Raw genomic sequence first — 19851 nt, 5'->3', positions numbered from 1 at the left:
CAATGAGCATTCCGGTGGGGCTGTCGACAGCCTGCGTGGTTCCCGGCAGTGTTCCAGAGACCTTCGCCATCGCCCAGGAGCTGGGCTACGACGGCGTCGAGATCATGGTCTGGAGTGAGAAGGCATCCCAGGATGCCATCCGGCTGGCGGCTCTGGTGGAGAAGCATGATCAGCCGGTACTGGCGGTCCACGCGCCCACGCTGCTGGTGACCCGCGGGGTTTTCGGTGCCGATCCGTGGGACAAGGTGGATCGCTCCATCGAGCTGGCCCACTACCTCGAGGCGCCCACGGTGGTGCTGCACCCGCCCTTCTTCTGGCAGACCCGTTACGCGCGCTCCTTCATCGCCGGGGTCGCGCAGCGCGAGGCGACCACGGGCATCCACCTGGCGGTGGAGAACATGTTCACCTGGCGACCCCGCCACGCCCACTCCACGCGAGACTTCCAGGCATACTCGCCCACCTGGGACCCGGTGGGGCAGGGCTACAAGTCGGTGACGCTGGACATCTCCCACGCCGCCACCTCCGGCTCCGACGCCCTGGCCATGGCCCGTGCGCTGGGGCCCACGCTGCGCCACCTGCACCTGACTGACGGTGTGCCCGGGCCCTTGGACGACCACCTGCTGCCCGGGCAGGGCAACCAGGACTGCGCAGGGGTTCTCAAGCACCTGGTGGCCACCGGTTTCGAGGCCGGTGGGGGACAGGTCGTCGTCGAGGTGAGCACCCGGTCCATGACGGCCGCCCAGCGTGTCGAGGGTCTCGCCAGCGCGCTGGCCTTCGCCCGTGAGCACCTGGAGGGTGGGGAGCCGGCTCACATTCCCGAGCCGACCCGGAAGCGCTACCGCCGTTCCTGACCCGGTCTAGCAGTAGGCGGCCTCGTGCTCGAGGTGCGAGAGGGGCTCGAGCTGGAGGGTCGCGTGCTGGATCCTGACCGGGAAGTGCTCGGCCACGCAGCTCTGGAGCCGGTCGAGGATCTCCTCGGTGTGACCGTCGCGCAGGCACTCGTCGCGCACGACGACGTGCGCGGTCAGCACCGGCATGCCCGAGGCGACGGTCCACGCATGCAGGTCGTGGACCTCCTCGACGTGGTCGATGCCGAGCATGTGCGAGCGCACCTGCGCCAGGTCCAGTTCCTGGGGAGTGAAGTCCATGAGCACCGCCAGGGCCGAGCGCAGCAGCGTCACCGCCCGGGGCAGGATGAGGACGGCGATGAGCAGGGAGGCCACGGCGTCGGCCCGCGTCCAGCCGGTGCGGGCCACGACGGCGGCGGCGATGATGACGCCCACTGATCCCAGGGCGTCATTGAGGACCTCCAGCAGGGCGGCCCTCATGTTGAGGTTCTCGCCGTGTCCGTCATGCCCCCGGCCGCCAGAGAGGACCAGCAGCGCGATGACGTTGGCGGCCAGGCCGATGACACCCATGACGAGCATGCCCGAGGCCTCGACCTGCGGGGCTACCAGCAGGTTGTGAACCGCCTTGAAGGCCACGAAGAGCCCGACGACGGCGAGCATGCCCGCCTGGAGCGCGGCCCCGATGACCTCGGCGCGACGCATGCCCCAGGTGGAGCGGTCCGTGGCCGGACGCGTGGACAGCTGGGCGGCCGTCAGGGCCATGGCCAGGCCGGCGACGTCGGTGAGCATGTGCCCGGCGTCGGCCAGCAGCGCCAGCGATCCGGTGACAAGGGCGCTGACGATCTCGGCCACCAGGACCGTGGTCGACAGGCACAGGGCGACCAGGAGACGACCTCGTGAGGCCCCGGCACCGTGGTTGTGCGAGTGACCGTGGGACTGATGGTGGGAGTGGTGGTGGGAATGGGTGTCGGGCTCGTGGCCGGCTGGGGTGCTCACTGCGGCTCCTTGCCCCGGCTCACTCCGTCCGCGGAGATGACGGCGGCCAAGGACTCGGCAGCGGCCAGGACCTGCTCGATGGCCTCGGGGTTCTCGATCCGGCTGACGTTGGCCCGTCCGTGGGAGTGGCTGGAGATGAGACCGGCGCTGCGCAGGATCGCCAGGTGCTGGGAGACGGTCGACTGGGCCAGGCCCAGGTGCTCGGTCAGCTCCACCACCCGGTGCTCGCCGCCGTGGAGGTGGCGCAGGATCGCCAGGCGGGTGGCGTCCCCCAGGACATCGAGCAGGGAGGCCACGGTGGAGGCCTCGCGCACAGCACCGTGGTCCTGGGGGCGGTCCTCGGGCAGCAGCCCATGTTTCATCGTCATACGGCGATGCTATCTACGAATAGCGATGAGCGGCAAGGGAGGTGACCGAGCAGTCAGTCAGTCGGCAGTCAGTCGGCGATGAGTCCGCTCACCCAGGCCTCGACCTCCTCCACGGTGCGGGGCACGTCCTGAGTGAGGCGCTCCACGCTGCCGTCCTCGCGCACCACGACGTCGTCCTCGATGCGCACGCCCGTGCCACGCATCTCGGCGGGCACCAGCAGGTCGTCCTCGCGGAAGTACAGTCCCGGTTCGATGGTGAAGCACATGCCCGGCTTGAGCTCGGCCTCCATGTACATCTCGCGGCGCGCCTGGGCGCAGTCGTGGACATCCAGGCCCAGATGGTGGCTGGTGCCGTGCACCATCCAGCGCCGGTGGTACTGGCCTTCGGGGGCCAGGGAGTCGGCTGCGCTGACGCCCTCGGGCAGCATCCCCCACTCCTCCAGGCGGGCGGCGATCACCTCCATGGCGGCGGCGTGGACGTCCTTGAAGCGGCAGCCCGGGGTGCCCGCACGGGCGAAGGCGGCGTCGGCGGCGTCGAGAACCGCCTGGTAGATCCGGCGCTGAGCCTCGGTGAAGCGACCATCGACCGGGATCGTGCGAGTGACGTCAGCGGTGTAGAGGGAGTCGACCTCGACGCCGGCGTCCACCAGGACCAGCTGGCCGGGCTCGACGGCGCCGTCGTTGTTGATCCAGTGCAGGGTGTTGGCGTGGTTGCCGGCCGCGGCGATCGTGTCATAGCCCAGGCCGTTGCCCTCCTCACGGGCCTTGGCCCCGAAGGCCCCCTCCAGGACCCGCTCACCGCGCCAGTGGCCGCGGGCCCGGGGGATGGAGCGGATGAGGTCGTCGAAGCCGGCCTTGGTGGCGGCGACGGCGGCACGCAGCTGGTCGATCTCCCAGGGGTCCTTGACCAGGCGCAGCTCGCTGGCGGCCTCGGCCAGACCCGCGTCCACCTCCGCGGCGCCCTGGCCGGTCTGCAGCCCGACCTTCTCCCGCGTGGTGGTCACCAGAGCGGTGACGGACTCATCGGCCTCGGCGACGACGCGCAGCTGCACCGCGTCGGGACCGGCATCCTTGGCCAGCGCGTCGGGCAGGGAGTCGATGTGGGCGCAGCGCATGCCGGTGGAGGCCTCGACCTCCTCCAGGGAGGGCCGCACCCCCACCCACAGCTCGCCGTAGCGGGGGTCGCCGTAGAACTCCTGGCTGGATCGCGAGGCCCGGGGCCGGAAGTAGAGGACTGCCTCATGCGTCGGGGCGACGTCGTCGGTGTCATCGGAGCCGTCCGGGGAACCGGCGTCCTGACTCGGCGCGGTGAGGGGGTCCAGGACGAGCACGGCATCCGGCTCGAAGTCCGTGCCGGTTCCGGCCAGGTGGGCGAAGGCGCTGTGGGGCCTGAACCGGTAGTCGCAGTCGTTGTTGCGCACCTTGAGCGCGCCGGCGGGGAGCACCAGACGCTCGCCGGGGAAGAGCCTGCCGAGGGCCTCACGGCGGGCGGCCGCCCAGGGAGCCGCCTCGCTGCGGGTGGGCAGGCCTTCGGGACGCGGCCCCCACCCCGAGCCGATGAAGTCACGGAAGGCCTGGTTCTCGGGCTGGCGGGACCGGTTGGAGCCTCGCGCCGCCAAGGACTGGGGGGCCTCCTGCGAGGAGTCGGGGGTCTCGTCGGACGGACGGTTGTCTGCGGGAGAAGTCGATGCCATAGGGGCATCATTCCACTGTTGGGCCCCAACCGGCGCTCGGTGGGGGACTCAGGAACGCGGGGGCGGCTCAGCCCTGCTCATCGGCCGGGAAGCGCACCCCCACCTGGCGGCGTGCCTCCTGCAGAACCCCGACCGCCGCCACACAGCGGCTCAGCGGGTGCAGATCGGACTGGCGCGCGCCGGCACGCACCAGGCGGCACACCTCGGCCAGCTCGTAGGCGAGCTGGTGACCGGGCGCCTCAGCGCCGCGCTCGACCGACAGGTCCTCACCCGTGCCCGTCGCTGCCGCCGGACCGTGCAGCTCGATGCGCCGAGGCCACTGGCAGTCGTCAATGCTCAGCACGTCATGGTCCCCGGCGAAGCTCGACTCCATTCCCGGGGAGGTCTTGGAGTGCAGGCAGACGACCTCCAGCCCGGCGTGCTCACCGCAGTCGTAGGACAGGACCACCGTGCCCCGTGCGTCGACACTGCACTCCAGCAGCGTCCCCGTAGCCGTCACCCGGTCCGGCTCACCGAAGAGGTGAATGGCCAGGCTGACCGGGTAGATGCCCAGGTCCATGAGGGAGCCGCCGCCCAGAGCCGGATTGAAGGCCGGCGGTAGGCCACCGGAGCGGTAGACCTCCATCCGCGAGGAGAACTGCTCCTTGGACAGCACCACCCGGTGCAGCTGCCCCAGCCGCGGCAGATGCTCACGTAGCCGAGCCACCCCGGGCTCGAAGGCGGACAGCCACCCCTCCATGAGAAAGCGGTCGGCCGCCTGCGCCGCCTCCACCATCGCCTCGGCCTGCGAGCGCGTCAGGGCGAAGGGCTTCTCCACTACCACGTGAAAACCGGCCTCCAGGGCCGCGATCGCGTGCTGCGCGTGCAGGGAGTTGGGGGAGCCCACATGGATGACGTCGATCGGGTCCTGCGAGCCCGGGCCGTGGGCGGTGAGCATCTCCTTAAGCGAGGCATAGGCATGCGGAACTCCGTGCTCGGTGGCGAAGGCTTCGGCGCGCTCGCGGTGGGCGGAGGTGACGGCCACGATCTGGGCACCCGGCTCGCGGGCGACTGCCTCGGCGAACCAGCGGGCGATGAAACCGGCGCCGATCACCCCGAAGCGGATTGGGGTGTCGGCGGCGCGCCGCGTGGTGGACACAATATTGCTCATACGGCTCGGCTCGCTCATGTCATCCAGTCTTCCACGCCTCCCTACGCGCTGCCCGCACTTACCTACACTGTCCCGGTGCGTATCGACCCCCACACCCACTCGGCCTGCTCCGACGGCACCGACTCGCCCGCCGGGCTCATGGCTCAGGCGGCCGCGGCCGGCCTCGACGTCGTCGGCCTGACCGACCACGACACGATGGCCGGCTGGCAGGAGGCGGCCCGGGCCGTCCCGGATACCGGCGTCGCCCTGCTGCGCGGCACCGAGATCTCCTGCGCCGCTGACGGGGTCACCCTCCACCTGCTGTCCTACCTGCACCGGGCCGATGATGCCGGGCTGGAGGCCGCCTTCGCCCGTGCCCGCCGCTCGCGCGACAGCCGGGCGCAGCGGATGGTCGAGCGCCTCAGTGAGGACTACCCGGTCACCTGGGAGGACGTCCTGTCCCAGTCGGCCGACTCCCACACGATCGGCCGGCCCCATATCGCCGATGCCCTGGTGACGGCCGGATCCTTCCCCGATCGCAACGCCGCCTTCGCCGGGCCGCTGGCCACCTCCTCGCCCTACTATGTCCACCACTGGGCGCTGGACCCGGTGGAGGCCTGCCGCCTGGTGCGCGCCGCCGGTGGGGTCCCGGTGGCGGCCCACCCGCGCGCCGCCTCCCGCCAACGCCGCCTCGTGCCCGATGAGACCTTCGCCCAGATGGCCGAGGCCGGCCTGGCGGCCCTGGAGATGAACCATCGCGACCAGGGCCCCGAGCAGCGCGAGCAGGTTCGCCTTCTGGCCCAGCGCCTGGGGCTGGGGCTGTCGGGGGCCTCGGACTACCACGGCACCGGGAAGCCCAACCGCCTGGGGGAGAACCTCATGCCGCCCGAGCTGCTGGAACAGATCCTCGACGAGGGCGCCCTCGACCTCGTCCGACCCTGAGGCCCGAGCGGCCACGGCACCTGACTCCTGCCGAGCGGCGGTGATAGAAACGCCCCATGCTGCAGTCCGTCTTCGACACCACGGTCTTCGCCACGACCTTCACCACGCTCCTGGTCATTCAGGACCCCCTGGGCGCCATCCCGATCTTCCTGTCCCTGACCTCGCGGCAGACGCCCCCGGAGCGCGCCGCTTCAGCGCGCCAGGCCACAGTGGTCTCCTTCGCCGTCATCGTGCTCTTCGCGGCCTTCGGACGCTACATCCTGAAGTTCCTGGGGATCTCGGTGCCCTCCCTCCAGGTGGCCGGCGGACTGCTGCTGCTCCTGGTGGCCCTCGAGCTGCTGACCGACAAGGTCGATGAGAGCCCCGACCCCGAGGCCGTCACTGCCAACGCCGCCCTCGTGCCCCTGGGCACGCCCCTGCTGGCCGGGCCCGGCGCCATCGTCGCGGCGATGGTCGCCGTGGACACCACCGGAGGCGGGGTGGCCGGGTGGGTCTCCGTGACGGCCGCGATCATCGGCACGCACATCGCCATCTGGGCCTCGCTGCGCTTCTCCCTGGGGCTCAACCGGGTGCTGGGCACCTCCGGCATCCGGATCCTCACCCGGGTCATGGGACTGCTCCTGGCGGCCATCGCCGTCCAGATCATGGCCGACGGCGTCTTCGCCTTCCTGGAGACCCGCCTCTGAGCCGGCTCCACCCCGGAGACGGACAGCGGCTGAGACCCACGTGAGTCTCAGCCGCTCCTTGTCAGTCCTACTCGCCGGTGGTCCCGTCAACCGGGCGGCCACCGCGCGTGCGCTTACGGGTGCGCTTGCGCCGGGGCTTGGCCTCGCCGTCGGCGGAGCGCCGGGAGGGCTCACCGCGCTTGGAGTCCTTGGCGCCCCTGCCGCCGCGGCCCCGGCCGCGCTCCGAGCGCCCGCCCTGCCGGCCGGACTGCTTGCGCCCACGCTTGCCGGTTTCACCCAGGTCCTCGATCTCCTCGGCGTCGAGCCCCTCCAGGGTGCGCTTGTGACGGGGCAGGCGGCCGGTGACCTTCTCCGGGATCGACAGGTCGGAGAACAGGTGCTCGCTGGTGTGGTAGGTCTCCACCGGCTCCTCGATGGGCAGGCCCAGAGCCTTGGCGATGATCCGCCAGCGCGGCACGTCGTCCCAGTCCACGAAGGTGACCGCCGTGCCGGAGTTGCCGGCGCGTCCGGTGCGCCCGATGCGGTGGACGTAGATCTTCTCGTCCTCGGGGCACTGGTAGTTGATGACGTGGGTGACGTCGTCGACGTCGATGCCCCGGGCGGCCACGTCGGTGGCCACCAGGACGTCCACCTTGTTGTTGCGGAAGGCGCGCAGGGCCTGCTCGCGGGCCCCCTGGCCGAGGTCGCCGTGCAGGGCCCCGGTGGCGAAACCTCGGGCGCGCAGGTCGTCGGCCACCCGGGCCGCCGTGCGCTTGGTGCGTGCGAAGATGATGGTGCGCCCGCGTCCCTCGGCCTGGAGGATCCGGGAGACGACCTCCACCTTGTTCATCGAGTGGGTGCGGTAGACGACCTGCTGGACCGTCTGGACGGTCATGCCCTCGTCGCCCGGGTCCTGGGCGCGGATGTGGGTGGGGCGGGTCATGTAGCGGCGCGCCAGGGCGACCACGGCCCCGGGCATGGTGGCGCTGAAGAGCATCGTGTGCCGGTCGGCGCGGGTGCGGGCCAGGATCTTCTCCACGTCCGGCAGGAAGCCCAGATCCAGCATCTCGTCGGCCTCGTCCAGGACGACAGTGGTGACGTGAGCCAGGTCCAGCACGCCACGCTCCATGAGGTCGATGAGGCGGCCGGGCGTGCCCACGACGACCTCGGCTCCTCGCTCGAGGTCCTCGATCTGGGGCTCGTAGGCGCGCCCGCCGTAGACCTGGACGATGCGCACGGTGCGCTTGGCGGCAGCTGTGGACAGCTCCTCGGCGACCTGCTTGGCCAGCTCGCGGGTGGGCAGGATGACCAGGGCCTGGGGGCTGCCGGAGGCGGGATCCTCGTCCCAGCCCTCCTCCCCGGGGCCCAGGGTGTCCATGAGGAGGGGGATGCCGAAGCCCAGGGTCTTGCCGGTGCCGGTCTTGGCCTGACCGATGATGTCCTGCCCCTCCAGGGCCACCGGCAGGGTGAGGGCCTGGATGGGGAAGGGGTGGGTGATGCCCTTGGCGTCCAGGGCCTCGCAGATCTCCGGCTCGACACCGAAGTCGGCGAAGGTCTTGCGGCTCAGGTCGGTTTGGGCGCCCTCGTCGGTGATGTCGGGAGTGGCCTCATCCAGGACGGGGGCGTGGGCGCCGGCCGTCTCGATGATCCCGGACGTAGCGCCAGTGGTGCCGGCAGCGGCGTTGGCGCTCTCGAGGGTGGTCTGGTCGTCTGTGGAGTTGTGGTCGGGCTCGACGGCGTCGGCCCCGTGGTGCTCGTTGCTCACGAGGTTCCTTGTCTTCTGATCAGGTTGAACCGGTCCGGCGCGGCTGTCGCTCGCGCGCACGGTCGGGTGCGCTGCGTGGGCGTTGGCGCCGTCGGATGTGGCAGCCGATCGTGAGTCATATCTGAGTCCATCTGACGACCGGGCAACCGTGGACGCCGTCAGCGTAGCGGGAAAACATGATGATGGCCTGTCTGGATGGGGAGGTGCGCCGTCGGCGTGGTCGATGTCACGGCTGTGCTTCACGCACGGCAAGACCTGGATACGATGGTGGCCATGTCCCAGATGCCGACACCGTCACCTCAGCCCAACGCCTCCATCCCGATGCAGGTTGGTCCCCACGAGCTGTCCGTCGTCGGCGTCGTCGCGATCTCCCGGACGGCGGCCTGCACCCGCTACGCCAAGGATGCCGACCGGGCGCCGCGGATGAGGGCTCGGGTCGACCTGCTGCGCATGAGTGCCTGGGAGGTCGCCTCCTTCGACCGGGTCGTGGAGCTGGCCGCGACCCACGGCATCGACGCCCTCGGGGCGGCCGAACGCTTCACCGACGTGCTGGGCGACTTCGACGAGCGACTGCGGCCACTGGACTGGGCCGAGCGCCTGCTCAAGACCTACATCACCTTCGGGCTGCTCATCGACTTCGGGATGGCGCTGAGCGAGTCCCTGGACGACCCCTTGCATAGCGGACTCATTCATGAGCTCAGCCAGGACCCGATCGGCACGTACGCCGTCGCCGAGCTGGAGGAGGTCGTCGCGGCCGACCCTCAGCTGGCCGCCCGACTGGGGCTGTGGGGCCGGCGCGTCATCGGTGAGGAGATCGGGACCTTCCAGAGGCTCCTGGGGCAGTTCCCCGAGCTCCTCGGCCAGATGGCGCAGGAGCAGCTCCACTCAGTACTGTCCCAGGGGGCGGTCTCGCGTATGAGAGGGCTGGGCCTGAGGGTCTGACCATCTCCCATTCCACCCGCGCGGCGGCGATGTGAAGTGTCCAACAGTGGAGTAGTGCCCGTGTCGCTAGCGTGACAGGACCAGGGCTGCGTTGGGTAAGGTGGCCGCATCCACATCCTCGTCACCCGACGTAAGAGCCTTGGCTCTCAAGTCCTCAAGGAGTTCCCATGAAGCGAAGCGTATGGATGGCTGCGTCTGCGGCCGTTGCCCTGTCCGTCGTCCCGGTCGGTGCGGCTGCTGCTGAGACGGACCCGGCTCCTGTCGCCGAGCAGTCGGCGTCCCAGGCCGGTGACGCGAAGGCCGAGGCTCCTCAGCCCGACACCCCCTCCCCGGCTGCCCCCAACCCTGAAGGCAACAAGCCGGCTCCGGCCCCCGCCCCTGCGCCTGCTCCCGCGGAGGATGCGGGCAAGACCGCTCCCCAGGCTCCGGGCGCCGACAACGCCGCGGCGCAGCAGGAGAACAAGCCGGAGGCTCCGGCCGAGCAGCCCCAGCAGAACCAGGCTGAGCAGCAGCAGGGCGATTCCGCTGGCTCCGAGGCTGCTCCCGAGCAGCAGGCCCCGGCGGCCCCCGAGCAGTCCTCTGAGGGAGGCGCCCCCGCGGCCGCCGAGGAGAGCGCTCCCCAGGGCGCCGCGAATGTCCCCGGTGAGCAGGCCGCCGCTCCCCGCGAGCAGGCTGCTTCCGGCCAGCAGGGTACCGCCACCGCAGGTCGCTCCACCCTCGCCCAGACCGGTGCGGGGACGACCGCAGCCTGGATGGTGCTGGGCACTGGTGCGACAGGCGCCGCCATGCTCATGGCGCGCCGTAGGCTGACCTACTGACACGCATCGGTCCTTGACGTTGAGGAGAGGTCTGGCCCATGGATGACCGGATGCTCGACGGGGACAGGGTGCTGTGGTTCATCGGCGGCAGTCCCGAGCGTGCTCGGGAGGCCCTTGTCACCGGACGCGCCTGGACGCCCGAGCAGCGTGCGCAGCTCGAACAGATCGCGGCATCTGCCGGATATTCCCCTCAGCAGCCTGCCGGGTATCCGCCTGCTCAGCAGCAGGTGCCCGTTCAGGAACCCGCACCCGTGTACGGGGCGCCTGCAGATCCCGTGGCCTTTGACGGCGCATTCAGGGGCGACGGCGCTGGCGGAGACACTGACTACGGGGTGGCTCAACCAACTCAGCCTGCTCAGCAGCCGGCTGCGATCTCGCCGCTCCAGCCGCATATGGCGACACCGACGCAGCCTCAACCGCAGGGTTACCGGCTTCAGCCGCTGCCCACAGTGACCGAGATGGAGGCGCCGCAGAGTGATGTCTCCCAGTACTCGAAGGGCGCTCGACGTCGCGGGTGGGTGCTTCCGGTTGTAGCGGTCAGTGTGCTGGCCCTCGGACTGGTTGGGGGTGCCTTGGGAGGGCACTGGCTGTGGCCCGGTAAGGACGCGGCGGATCCGTCGTCTCCCGCTGCGGCGGCCCCTGCCGCCACCAAGCCTGCGACCCTGCGCGCCGGCAGTGGTTCCTTCGTCTGCTCCTCGGGCGGTACCGGAGTCTCCTGCTGGGGTGCTGACGCCCAGGCCAACACCCAGGGAGCACGTGTCTCGCCGACGGCTGTGCCAGGGCTGGAGAAGGTCAAGGTCTCGGCGCTGAGCGTGGGCAAGGGCTTCGCCGTGGCCGTGGACGACTCGGGCAAGGTCTACGCCTGGGGCGCCAACGAGGTCGGCCAGCTCGGCAAGAAGACTGATGAGGCGCTGGTCAACCAGGCCGTGGAGGTCGGCAAGCTGCCGGCCGCTCCCACCGCGCTTGTCTCTGGTTACGAGCACACCTGCGCCCTCGCCAAGGGCACAGTCTGGTGCTTCGGCTCCAACCGCTACGGTCAGGTCAACGGAACTGTCTCCGACACCCCCTCGGGGCTGGTGCAGGTGGACAAGATCGACGGGGCCACCCAGATCGGTACCTCCGGTTACGACACGTGGGCCACTGTCGACAAGGGGACCTGGACTTGGGGCAACAACTCGTGGGGGCAGGCCGACCCCTCGCAGAGCGTGGTCAACGTGGCGCCGACCCTGATCCCTGCGAGCAACTGACGCCGGAATTGGCAACACAACAGCGCCCAGCCTCCTGAAGGAGACTGGGCGCTGTTGCGTGTGTCGCGACGACGCTTACTTGTCGCCCTTGAGGTGGTTCACCGCACCCTTGATGGCGTCCTTGGCGTCCTCGGCGACCTCCTTGATCTTGCCTTCGGCCTGCTGGAGCTTGCCCTCGGTCTCGGTCTCCTTGTTGCCAGTGACCTTGCCCGCGGCCTCCTTGGTCTTGCCGGCGATCCTGTCAAAGGTTCCGTTGTCGCTCATGAGAGCTCCTTTCCGTGGTGAGTCTCCACGAAATGGAGACGTGGAGGATGGCTCGACTATACATGCGCGCATCTGAGACACAGCTCGGTATCCAGTGAGAGCTTGTATGAAGATCCCCTCAAGTGTGTGACATATCTTATGTTACTGAGGGGGTGGTGGCTCTTCTCGGCTCTCCGGCGTCGTTCGCTGCATCTCAGTGCCCGTACACTTCAGTCAGTTCTCATTCGAGAGCGTTCTGATACTGACACTGAGGTCGATTACCCATGAGCAGTGCACCTGCGGACGTTCCCGCCGCCACTCGCGTCGAGAACGCCGGTCTTGACGTCATCTCCGAGTCTGATCGCAAGGGGCGGCCGAGCGATCTCTTCATGCCCTGGTTCGCGGCCAACATCTCCGTCCTGGGACTGTCCTGGGGTGCCTGGGTCCTCGGATTCGGACTGTCCTTCTGGCAGGCGGTCGTTGCGGGCAGCGTTGGCGTCATCGTCTCCTTCCTCCTGTGCGGTGTCGTGGCCGTCCTGGGCAAACGAGGCAGCGCCCCCACCCTGGCGCTGTCCCGAGCGGCCTTCGGCTACAACGGCAATCGCCTGTCCGCGGCCCTGTCCTGGATCCTCACGGTCGGCTGGGAGACCGTCCTGTGCGTCTCTGCCACCCTGGCCTCGGCCACGGTGTTCCAGGCCCTGGGTTGGCACAACCAGGTCGGTGCCCAGATCCTGGGCTTCCTGCTCACTGTTGGCCTGGCTGCCAGCGCCGGTATTCTCGGCTTCGAGGCGATCATGAGGGTTCAGACCTGGATCACCTGGGCCACCGGTGTCCTCACCATCATCTACCTCGTCCTCGTCGCTCCCCAGATCAGTGTCGACAAGATCTTGGCCCTGCCGTCGGGCGGCCCTGCGGCCTTCATCGGAGCCCTGGTCATGGTGGCCACCGGCTTCGGCCTCGGTTGGGTCAATGCCGCCGCCGACTACTCCCGCTACCTGCCCCGCAGGGCCTCGACAGCCGGCGTCATCGGCTGGACCACGCTGGGATCGGCACTGCCCTGCGTGGTGCTCGTCTTCTTCGGCATCCTCCTGGTGGGCTCCGACGCCGAGCTCGGCCAGGCCATCAACACCGACCCCATCGGCGCTCTGACCACGATCCTGCCCACGTGGTTCCTCATCCCCTTCGCGGTCGTCGCCATCCTGGGATTGGCTGGCGGCATCATCATGGACCTGTACTCCTCGGGCCTGTCTCTCCTGGCGACCGGCCTGCCCGTGCGCCGACACGTGGCCACCTCCATCGACGCCACCATCATGACCGTGGGCACCATCGCCGTCATCTTCGGCGCTGATGACTTCCTCGGTCCCTTCCAAGGGTTCCTCACCACTCTCGGGGTCGTCGTCGCCGCCTGGGCCGGAGTCATGGTCGCCGAGGTCATTCTGCGCAAGCGCGACTACGACGAGGAAGCCCTCTTCACGCCCGACGGCGTCTACGGCTCAGTCAACTGGGAGGCCATCGCCCTGGTGGCTGCCGGTTCCGTCGTCGGCTGGGGGCTGGTCGTCAACTCGGCTGCCTCCTGGTTGTCCTGGCAGGGCTACCTGCTCGGGCCTCTTGGGGGGCGCGACGGGGCCTGGGCTGGAGCCAACCTCGGTGTGCTGGTCGCTCTGCTCATCGGTGTGCTCGGGCACCTTGTCCTCGGCCGAGGCCGGGTGGCCCGCCAGGAGGCCCGTTCGTGAACGACAAGGCCACAGGCTTCGCTCTCGAGCCTGAGCGTCTGGAGGCCCTGAGCGTGTCTTCTGGCGCAGAAGGCCCGGGCCCGGCCATGGAAGGCGCCCACCAGATCGCCCGACGCACCGGCGCGCCTCGCCACGATCTCCTGGTGGTCCTGGGGTCCGGCGCTGCTGACGCCCTGGCTTCCTGGGGTGAGCCGGCTGCGAGCCTGCGCCTGTCCGACCTGCCCGGGGTCATGCTCCCGGTCGCGCCGGGACATGAGGACCGCCTTGACTCCTATGTCGTCGCTCGTGGCCGGAAGGTGGGCGGACAAGAGGATGGGGGAGAGCGGCGCGTCCTCGTGGCTCGCGGACGGACCCACCTCTACGAGGGTCGCGGGCCCGGACCGGTGGTCGCCCTGTCCCGTGTCGCGGCTGCAGCCGGCGTACATGGCGCCGTCCTGGTCAACGCCGGCGGCTGCCTGCGCGGCTGGCACATCGGCGAGGTCATGACGATCACCGATCACCTCAACCTCACCGGCTCCTCACCCTTCGACGGCCCGGTCTTCACTGACGTGCGCAGTGTGTGGGACGACGAGCTTGCTGACGTCCTGCGCGGTGTCACAGAGAGGTCAGGCGTCTATGCCGCTGTGCGTGGGCCGGAGTATCAGACCATGGCGGAGACGCGAATGCTGGAGTCCGCCGGTGCCGACTGCGTCGGCATGTCCACCGTTCTGGAGGCCATCGCCCTGCACCACCTCGGGGTGCGCGTGGCCGGCATGAGCGTCGTCTCCGACCTGTCCTTCGCGCAGGCGCCCACCGATCCCGACGAGGTCATCCGACTCGTGGTCGGTGCGCACACGACGATCGCCGCCGGCATCGAGGCGGTGCTGGCGGCGATGTCGTGAGCTGCCGACGTCGAGGCGAGTCGCAGGGGCTCGCTCGGGTCAGTTCACGCCCATGAACATGTAGGCGTGCGTCACCTTGCCGTCGACGTCGCGGAAGACGGTGTCGACTCCGCGCCCTACGACGTCGCCGCTTGGGGTGGTCATCGACCAGCGCAGCAATAGTGCGTCGCCGGACTCCATGCGCTGGTCATAGCTGAAGGTCAGGCCCTGACCTGCAATGCGGTCGTTGTGGACGCGGTTGATGTGCTCAGCGATGTCGGCTGTTCCTGTGACGGTCAAGGCGGGTGAGGAGATGTGCAGCGACCCGTGCGGGGCCCACATCTGCTCGATGAGTGCACGGCGCTGATCGGCGTCGGGCTCAGTCCAGGTGCGCAGGTAGCTCGCGTCGAAGTCGGCACCGGTACGGGTGGTGTCGGTCATGAGTCGTTCCTCTCCTCAGGTTAAGTTGACGGTGTCAGCATAACTTGAATGTTGACTGTGTCAACATGTGGGTAGGCTTGGGTCATGAGCCCTCGCGATCCAGGTCCGACGCGCGCCGCCATCCTCGACGCCGCTGCAACGCTGCTCGAGGACAGGGGACCTGAGTCGGTGACGCTGCGCGCCGTTGGTGAGGCTGCCGGCGTGTCCCGCTCGGCGCCCTATCGTCACTACACGGACAAGGCTGCGCTCATGCGTGCCCTGGCGGGACGGACCCTGCGGCAGATCGCAGAGCGGATTCGTCATGGTGCGGAGCGGCACCGGGGAGCGCGACAGCGGCTGCGCGCCGGTTGCTGGGCCTATATCGACTACGCAGTCGAGTGCCCCCACCACTACCAGCTGGTCTTCGGGGACGCCCCGATTGCGGAGCCGGACCCCGGGCTGGAGGAGGCCGCCGACGACGCCATGGCCGCCGTCGGCGAGCTCGTTGCCCAGGCCCAGGGAGCCGGTCTGCTGCGACCCGGCCCCACCCGTGAGATCGCCACCGTCATCTGGGTTCTGCTTCATGGGCTCGCTGCCCTGCAGATCACGGGTCATCTCCATGAGCCCCGGACCATTGACGGCGATGAGCATCTTGCGGATCTGCTGGACCTGGCCCTGGAACAGCTGCGACCCGTGTGAGTCGCCTTCGGTGATGTCGGCCGGTAGCGATCTGAGACGTGTCTGGGACGCCCGTCCCCGCACGGCGGCGAGCACGAGCGCCTAACCTTGCACCTATGACAACTGATGCAAAGACGCCCAACCAGGCTGTCACGACCCGCACCGAATCCGACTCCATGGGCACCATCGAGGTGGACGCCAACCGTTACTGGGGGGCCCAGACCGAGCGGAGCCTGCACAACTTCGACATCGGCCGCGAGACCTTCGTGTGGGGCCGCCCCATGATCAAGGCCCTGGGGATCCTCAAGAAGTCCGCCGCCCTGGCCAACGCCGAGCTCGGCGAGCTGCCCGCCGACATCGCCGAGCTCATCGCCAAGGCCGGCGACGAGGTCATCGCCGGTGACCTCGACGCCGAGTTCCCGCTCGTGGTCTTCCAGACCGGCTCGGGCACCCAGTCCAACATGAACTCCAACGAGGTCATCTCCAACCGCGCCATCGAGCTTGCCGGCGGCGAGCGCGGCTCCAAGACCCCGGTCCACCCCAACGACCACGTCAACCGCGGCCAGTCCTCCAACGACACCTTCCCCACGGCCATGCACATCGCCGTCGTCAACGAGCTGGCCGCCATGTACCCGCGCGTCCAGCAGCTGCGCGACACCCTGGACGCCAAGGCCAAGGCCTACGCCGACGTCGTCATGGTGGGCCGCACCCACCTGCAGGACGCCACCCCCATCACCTTGGGCCAGGTCATCAGCGGCTGGGTCGCCCAGATCGACTTCGCCCTCGACGGCATCCGCTACGCCGACTCCCGCGCCCGCGAGCTCGCCATCGGTGGGACCGCCGTCGGCACCGGCCTCAACGCCCACCCGAAGTTCGGGGCCCTGTGCGCCAAGAAGATCTCCGAGGAGACCGGCATCGAGTTCACCCAGGCGGACAATCTCTTCGCCGCCCTGGGCGCCCACGACGCCCTGGTTCAGGTCTCCGGCGCCCTGCGAGTCCTGGCCGACGCCCTCATGAAGATCGCCAACGACGTGCGCTGGTACGCCTCCGGCCCCCGCAACGGCATCGGCGAGCTCATCATCCCGGAGAATGAGCCCGGCAGCTCGATCATGCCCGGCAAGGTCAACCCCACCCAGTGCGAGGCCATGACCATGGTGGCCACGAAGGTCTTCGGCAACGACGCCACCGTCGGCTTCGCCGGCTCCCAGGGCAACTTCCAGCTCAACGTCTTCAAGCCGGTCATGGCCTGGTGCGTCCTGGAGTCCATCCAGCTCCTGGGTGACACCTGCGTCTCCTTCGACACCAACTGCGCCTACGGCATCGAGCCCAACACCGAGCGGATCAAGGCCAACCTGGAGACCAACCTCATGCAGGTCACCGCCCTCAACCGCCACATCGGCTACGACAAGGCCTCCAAGATCGCCAAGAACGCGCACCACAAGGGCCTGTCCCTGCGTGAGTCCGCCCTCGAGCTCGGCTTCGTCACCGCTGAGGAGTTCGACAAGTGGGTCGTGCCCATGGACATGACCCACCCCAGCGCCGCTGAGGACTGAGCCTCAGGACTGTCCCTCAAGCCGACGACGGCGCCGCCCTTCACGCGAGGCCGGCGCCGTCGTCGTGCGAGCCGAGTCTGCAGCCTGACACGCTCGCCAGTACGCGGATACCGACTCACACAAGCGGCACAGCCGCGTCCTGGGATCGTCCGTGCCTTAAGGTGATGTGCTAGCCACGTACGCAGACACCCGAGCGAGGCGCGCGACTGAGCGTGCCGGAGGGAACCACGATGAACCTGCCACGACGCACCATCCTTGTCGCCCTGCCCGCCACGGCGGGACTCCTGGGCCTGGGCGCCTGCTCCACCGGAGGGGCCACCGCGCAGGCATCCTCCACGGCCTCGTCGCAGGCTCCCACCGATGCCAAACTCGCCCTGGACTCCGCCGCCTGGCGCTACGACGCCGACCACAAGGTCTACTACCAGCTGGGTCTGCGCTACGTGGCCACGCCCCAGGCCTCGGACTACGAGACCCTGGGCATCTACGTGCCCGGTGCCTACTTCACCGGCAAGGACAACGGAAATGGCACCTACACGGTCACCGTCAACGCCTCGGGCGCCGTCGGCAGCTTCACCGCTGCCACCGCACCCACCGTCTTCCCGGTCAACACCCCGGGATACTCCGCCCAGAAGCCGCCCACCGAGTACTCCTACGACACCATCAAGGCCTACATGGAGGCCGGCTTCATCTACGTCCTCGCCGGTCTTCGCGGCAAGGACTCCAACTCCCAGACCTACTCCGGCAATGCGCCCTGGGGCGTCGCCGACCTCAAGGCCGCCGTGCGCTACCGGCGCTACAACTCCGCCGCCGTACCCGGCGACGCCGCGGAGGTCTATGTCTTCGGGCACAGCGGGGGAGGGGCGCAGAGCGCCGTCGCCGGAGCCTCCGGGGACAGCGAGCTGTTCGCCCCCTACCTGGCCGTCCTGGGGGCTGCCACCACTGACACCAACGGCAAGGCCCTGTCCGATGCCGTGGCCGGAGCCATGTGCTGGTGCCCGATCACCAGCCTGGACAGCGCCAACGCCGCCTACGAGTGGAACATGGGGCAGTTCGCCTCCTCCGGCACCCGGGCCGAGGGTACCTGGACGCGGGCCTACTCCCAGGACCTCGCCGCCGCCTTCCCCGCCTACCTCAATGGGCTGAAGCTCACCGACTCCCAGGGCAAGCCTCTGACCCTGGAATCCTCCTCCCAGGGCACCTTCCTGTCGGGCTCCTACTACGACCACCTCGTGGCGGTCATCCAGAAGTCCCTCAACGACTTCCTGGCGGCCACCACCTTCCCCTACACGCCCTCCTCCACCGAGATGGCGGGGATGGAGCCCAGCGGCGGCGGTCAGGGCAGCGCCGAGTCCACCACCTACAAGACGGTGGAGGAGTACATCGCCTTCCTCAACTCCTCCTCGCAGTGGGTCACCTACGACGCCTCCAAGAAGACCGCGACGATCACCGGCCTGCAGGGCTTCGTCGCCTCCCAGAAGAACGCCTCCAAGGACGTGGGGGCCTTCGACGGCGTGGGCCGTGCCCAGACCGAGAACCTCGTCATGGGCTCGGGGGAGAACAAGCAGCACTTCTCCTCCCTGAGCCGCGAGGTCATCTCCAAGGGGCAGTCCAGGTACTCGGGGCTGTCGGGCTGGAACAAGGACTACGGCGTCGCCGCCTACGAGAAGGACCTGGCCGCCAAGGACTCGGTCGGCACCGACATGGTCACGCGCGTGGCGATGTACGACCCCCTGTACTACCTCACCCAGGACTCCAAGGGACGGGGCAGCTCCACCATCGCCCCGGCCTGGCGCATCCGCACCGGCATCACCCAGGGCGACACCGCCTCCACCGTCGAGGTGAACCTCGCCCTGGCCCTCCAGCAGGCCGGAGCCGGCAGCGTCGACTTCGCCACCGTCTGGGGGCAAGGACACACGATGGCCGAGCTGACCGGCACCGGCGAGGAGAACTTCATCGCCTGGGTGACCAAGCAGGCGGCCTCCTGAGCCCGGAAGACTCCGGGGGACATCCTGGAGCCTCCCGGGCCGAGTCGCTCCGCTCCGACCCGGTCGTTCTCCGTTAGTCGCACAGCACGACGTCGACTCCGGCGCCCCGCATCTCCTCAAGGGTGTCGGGGGCGATCTGGCTTGTTGTCAACAGCGTGTCGAGGTCCTCGATACGCCCGAACCGGTAGGTGCTGGTCTGGGCGATCTTGCTCGGTGCGGTCGGCAGAACGCGTCGGGTGGAAGAGGCCATGATGGTGCGCTTGACCATCGCGTCGTCGGACCCCATGACGGTCAGGCCCTCGCGGGTGGACACGGCGCAGGTGGATAGGACCGCGACGTCGGCGCGGAACGCGCGCACCGCCTCGACCGCCTCGGCGGAGAACAGGGAGAGGGACTCCGGATCCACCGGGCCGCCCGCGATGGTCACTGCGGCTCCACGCACGGAGGCCACTGCTGCACCGGCGCCCAGCGACAGGCACAGAACCCGGATGTCGCGGCCGGCGAGCTGCTCGGCCACCATCTCGCAGGTGGTCCCGGAGTCGATGATGACCGCCTCCCCGTCCTCTATGAGCTCGGCGGTGGCCTGCGCCAGACGGCGCTTGATCTCCACATCCTGCCTGCGACGCATGGAGGCCGGCCGGGCGGCCCCACGGCGCGGTGCACGCAAAGCGCCGCCGTGGACCCGGGTCACCAGGCCCTCGTGGGCCAGCTCGGCCAGGTCCCGGCGGATGGTGATGACCGAGACCCCGGTCAGCCGGGACAGCGCCTGCACACTGTGTACTGTGGTGGGGCTCAGGGCGCGCAGTATCGTACGGCGCCTCTCGTGGGGACTGTCGCGCATGCTTCCTCCGCATCGGCGGCAACGAGGCGATCGTTTTGCTGGAGAACGAGCAATGACAATGATCGTATGGTCTTCTACCGTTGGTGTCAACGGATCGGAACTCCGGAAATCCGTTGATTCAATG

19 protein-coding genes are annotated in these 19851 nt (G+C 69.1%); 11 read left to right on the top strand and 8 right to left on the bottom strand.

The genetic code is table 11. The annotated features are described in order from the left end of the window. Window positions 1-2: 2 nt before the first annotated feature. A complete protein-coding gene (locus AXE84_RS01130; protein ID WP_029316614.1) occupies window positions 3-851 on the top strand; it encodes a sugar phosphate isomerase/epimerase family protein in 849 nt (282 codons plus the stop codon). Between the two features lie 6 nt (window positions 852-857). On the opposite strand, the gene AXE84_RS01125 is transcribed toward AXE84_RS01130, so the two are convergent. The 4 genes from AXE84_RS01125 to AXE84_RS01110 all read right to left on the bottom strand — a co-directional run bounded on the left by AXE84_RS01125 (window position 858) and on the right by AXE84_RS01110 (window position 5074). Continuing rightward, window positions 858-1844 (bottom strand): cation diffusion facilitator family transporter, encoded by a 987-nt coding sequence (locus AXE84_RS01125; protein ID WP_060956537.1) that lies wholly within the window; start codon window positions 1842-1844, stop codon window positions 858-860. Then, on the bottom strand, window positions 1841-2212 hold the full coding sequence (locus AXE84_RS01120) for an ArsR/SmtB family transcription factor (protein WP_010614721.1): 372 nt from the start codon (window positions 2210-2212) through the stop codon (window positions 1841-1843). Before AXE84_RS01120 ends, AXE84_RS01125 begins: the two co-directional genes overlap by 4 nt. Window positions 2213-2280: 68 nt before the next feature. Then, window positions 2281-3906 (bottom strand): aminopeptidase P family protein, encoded by a 1626-nt coding sequence (locus AXE84_RS01115; protein WP_060956536.1) that lies wholly within the window; start codon window positions 3904-3906, stop codon window positions 2281-2283. Window positions 3907-3973: 67 nt separating this feature from the next. Beyond that, a complete protein-coding gene (locus AXE84_RS01110) occupies window positions 3974-5074 on the bottom strand; it encodes a Gfo/Idh/MocA family protein (protein ID WP_029316615.1) in 1101 nt (366 codons plus the stop codon). A gap of 57 nt (window positions 5075-5131) precedes the next feature. Here AXE84_RS01110 and AXE84_RS01105 point away from each other — a divergent pair, with 57 nt between their 5' ends. After that, the gene (locus AXE84_RS01105; RefSeq protein ID WP_060956535.1) at window positions 5132-5977 is read left to right on the top strand and encodes a PHP domain-containing protein; all 846 of its coding nucleotides are present in this window, start codon (window positions 5132-5134) and stop codon (window positions 5975-5977) included. Between the two features lie 56 nt (window positions 5978-6033). Further along, window positions 6034-6663, top strand: a complete 630-nt coding sequence (locus AXE84_RS01100) for a MarC family protein (protein ID WP_010614779.1) — start codon at window positions 6034-6036, stop codon at window positions 6661-6663. 67 nt (window positions 6664-6730) lie between these two features. Here the strand turns inward: AXE84_RS01100 and AXE84_RS01095 are convergent, their stop codons facing one another. Continuing rightward, window positions 6731-8407, bottom strand: a complete 1677-nt coding sequence (locus tag AXE84_RS01095) for a DEAD/DEAH box helicase (RefSeq protein ID WP_060956534.1) — start codon at window positions 8405-8407, stop codon at window positions 6731-6733. 264 nt (window positions 8408-8671) lie between these two features. Between AXE84_RS01095 and AXE84_RS01090 the strand changes: the two genes are divergently transcribed. The 3 genes from AXE84_RS01090 (at window position 8672) to AXE84_RS01080 (ending at window position 11414) form a co-directional block, all read left to right on the top strand. Continuing rightward, window positions 8672-9349: a ferritin-like fold-containing protein gene (locus tag AXE84_RS01090; protein ID WP_176713520.1), complete on the top strand. Its 678-nt coding sequence runs from the start codon at window positions 8672-8674 to the stop codon at window positions 9347-9349. A 167-nt stretch (window positions 9350-9516) separates the two neighbouring features. Continuing rightward, window positions 9517-10167 carry a hypothetical protein gene (locus tag AXE84_RS01085; protein WP_060956533.1) on the top strand — a complete coding sequence of 217 codons (651 nt, stop codon included), beginning with the start codon at window positions 9517-9519 and terminating at the stop codon, window positions 10165-10167. A 38-nt stretch (window positions 10168-10205) separates the two neighbouring features. After that, window positions 10206-11414, top strand: coding sequence for an RCC1 domain-containing protein (locus AXE84_RS01080; RefSeq protein WP_060956532.1), 1209 nt, complete (start codon window positions 10206-10208; stop codon window positions 11412-11414). Window positions 11415-11489: 75 nt separating this feature from the next. Here the strand turns inward: AXE84_RS01080 and AXE84_RS01075 are convergent, their stop codons facing one another. After that, the gene (locus tag AXE84_RS01075) at window positions 11490-11678 is read right to left on the bottom strand and encodes a CsbD family protein (protein ID WP_010614729.1); all 189 of its coding nucleotides are present in this window, start codon (window positions 11676-11678) and stop codon (window positions 11490-11492) included. Between the two features lie 263 nt (window positions 11679-11941). On the opposite strand from AXE84_RS01075, the gene AXE84_RS01070 reads away from it, so the two are divergent. Together AXE84_RS01070 and AXE84_RS01065 are read left to right on the top strand one after the other, a co-directional pair. Beyond that, complete coding sequence (locus AXE84_RS01070) at window positions 11942-13390, top strand: purine-cytosine permease family protein (RefSeq protein WP_010614730.1); 1449 nt, start codon at window positions 11942-11944, stop codon at window positions 13388-13390. After that, window positions 13387-14271 carry a purine-nucleoside phosphorylase gene (locus AXE84_RS01065; protein WP_060956531.1) on the top strand — a complete coding sequence of 295 codons (885 nt, stop codon included), beginning with the start codon at window positions 13387-13389 and terminating at the stop codon, window positions 14269-14271. Before AXE84_RS01070 ends, AXE84_RS01065 begins: the two co-directional genes overlap by 4 nt. Window positions 14272-14310: 39 nt before the next feature. On the opposite strand, the gene AXE84_RS01060 is transcribed toward AXE84_RS01065, so the two are convergent. Then, a complete protein-coding gene (locus AXE84_RS01060; RefSeq protein ID WP_060956530.1) occupies window positions 14311-14691 on the bottom strand; it encodes a nuclear transport factor 2 family protein in 381 nt (126 codons plus the stop codon). A gap of 84 nt (window positions 14692-14775) precedes the next feature. Here AXE84_RS01060 and AXE84_RS01055 point away from each other — a divergent pair, with 84 nt between their 5' ends. The 3 genes from AXE84_RS01055 to AXE84_RS01045 all read left to right on the top strand — a co-directional run bounded on the left by AXE84_RS01055 (window position 14776) and on the right by AXE84_RS01045 (window position 18886). After that, a complete protein-coding gene (locus tag AXE84_RS01055; RefSeq protein ID WP_060956529.1) occupies window positions 14776-15369 on the top strand; it encodes a TetR/AcrR family transcriptional regulator in 594 nt (197 codons plus the stop codon). Between the two features lie 95 nt (window positions 15370-15464). Then, complete coding sequence (gene fumC, locus AXE84_RS01050) at window positions 15465-16901, top strand: class II fumarate hydratase (protein ID WP_060956528.1); 1437 nt, start codon at window positions 15465-15467, stop codon at window positions 16899-16901. 230 nt (window positions 16902-17131) lie between these two features. Next, window positions 17132-18886 carry a hypothetical protein gene (locus AXE84_RS01045; RefSeq protein ID WP_060956527.1) on the top strand — a complete coding sequence of 585 codons (1755 nt, stop codon included), beginning with the start codon at window positions 17132-17134 and terminating at the stop codon, window positions 18884-18886. A 73-nt stretch (window positions 18887-18959) separates the two neighbouring features. On the opposite strand, the gene AXE84_RS01040 is transcribed toward AXE84_RS01045, so the two are convergent. After that, the gene (locus tag AXE84_RS01040; RefSeq protein WP_060956526.1) at window positions 18960-19727 is read right to left on the bottom strand and encodes a DeoR/GlpR family DNA-binding transcription regulator; all 768 of its coding nucleotides are present in this window, start codon (window positions 19725-19727) and stop codon (window positions 18960-18962) included. Window positions 19728-19851 lie beyond the last annotated feature (124 nt).

Source organism: Actinomyces oris (assembly GCF_001553935.1).
GTDB lineage: Bacteria > Actinomycetota > Actinomycetes > Actinomycetales > Actinomycetaceae > Actinomyces > Actinomyces oris_A.
Note: the sequence above shows the minus strand (reverse complement) of the source record. Positions and strands in the feature narration are given on the sequence as shown.